The 1349-nt window shown below is 65.3% G+C and carries 2 protein-coding genes and 1 pseudogene; 2 read left to right on the top strand and 1 reads right to left on the bottom strand.

The annotated features are described in order from the left end of the window. Together EOA86_RS34830 and EOA86_RS34825 are read left to right on the top strand one after the other, a co-directional pair. A partial coding sequence (locus EOA86_RS34830) for an HAD hydrolase-like protein (protein WP_164892332.1) occupies positions 1–225 on the top strand: 225 nt, incomplete at its 5' end. A gap of 9 nt (positions 226–234) precedes the next feature. Then, entirely contained in the window at positions 235–1218 is a 984-nt protein-coding gene (locus EOA86_RS34825) for a bifunctional riboflavin kinase/FAD synthetase (protein ID WP_128345639.1), read from the top strand. 2 nt (positions 1219–1220) lie between these two features. Here the strand turns inward: EOA86_RS34825 and EOA86_RS40965 are convergent. Next, positions 1221–1349, bottom strand: a pseudogene (locus tag EOA86_RS40965) (HdeD family acid-resistance protein); the annotation flags it as partial.

The following is a 1349-nucleotide window of genomic DNA, read 5'->3' as shown; positions in this document are numbered from 1 at the left end:
CTGCTCGGCCGCGCGGTCGAGCGCTCGGACGTGCTGGCCATCGGCGACGGCATGATGACCGACATCAAGGGTGCTGCCGACAACGGCTTCGACGTGCTCTACGTGTCGGGCGGCATCCATGCCCGCGACTACGGCGATCCGCTACGACCGGATCCGGCCAGGCTAATTGCCTTTCTGGAAAGGCACGGCTACCGGCCGGTCGCGATCATTCCGAGACTGCAGTAGGGTCGCTCGATGACGGAAGCCTTCGAACGCGTTTCTGCAATCTCGCCGCTGCCGGCCCATTTGCGGGGTGGCGTGGTGGCGATCGGCAATTTCGACGGTGTGCACCGCGGCCACCAGGCGGTGCTCGAGCGCGCGCTTGCCGAGGCCCGCCGGCGCGGCGTGCCGGCTCTGGTGCTGACCTTCGAGCCGCATCCGAGAAAGGTGTTCCGGCCTGAGATACCGCTGTTCGTGCTGACGCCGCCGCCGATGAAAGCACGGCTGTTATCGTATCTAGGCTTTGCCGCACTCGTCGAACAGCCGTTTACGCGCGACTTCGCCGCATTGTCGGCGGAAGCGTTCGTGACCGACGTGCTGGACAGGAACCTCGGCATCAGTCACGCAGTGACCGGCTTCGACTTCCACTTCGGCAAGGACAGGCAAGGCGGCCCGGCCTATCTGATGGCGGCCGGCGAACTCCACTGCTTCGGCGTCACCCTGGTTGACGCGTTTCGCGACGAGGGCGCCGAGGTGGTGTCGTCGAGTCGGATCCGCGCGCTGCTGTGCGAAGGCGCGGTGGCCGAGGCCGCCGGCCTGCTCGGCTACCGCTTCACGGTCGAGAGCGAGGTGATTGGCGGCCAGCAGCTTGGCCGGACGCTCGGCTTTCCAACCGCCAATATGAGGCTTTCTCCGGAAGCCACTCTGAAGGAAGGGATTTATGCCGTCCGCTTCCGTCGCGCCGACGGCACGCTTCATGATGGGGTTGCCAGCTTCGGCCGCCGCCCGACCGTCGATGACAACGGCGCGCCGCTTCTGGAAACCTTCGTCTTCGACTTCTCCGGCGATCTCTACGGCGAGATATGCGCTGTGTCCTTCTTTGGTTTCCTGCGCGCCGAGGTGAAGTTCGACGGGCTCGACGCGCTGGTCGCGCAGATGAAGCGCGACGAGGTCGAGGCGAGGGCGCTGCTTGCCGGCGTCCGCCCGCTTTCCGATCTCGACGCGGCCATTGCTTTTTGAGCTTATTTTTTTAGCGCCAGGCCGACCGCAATGAAGGCCCAGCCCTGGAAGATCAGGTCGACGGCGAGAAACAGCCCCAGCACCCATACGCTGTTGACTGGCCAGCCCATAGCGATGACCAGGCCTGCCCG

It is taken from the genome of Mesorhizobium sp. M5C.F.Ca.IN.020.32.2.1, from assembly GCF_004023105.1.
In the GTDB taxonomy this organism is placed as follows: Bacteria; Pseudomonadota; Alphaproteobacteria; order Rhizobiales; family Rhizobiaceae; genus Mesorhizobium; species Mesorhizobium wenxiniae.
This window is presented reverse-complemented; position numbering and strand designations above follow the sequence as displayed.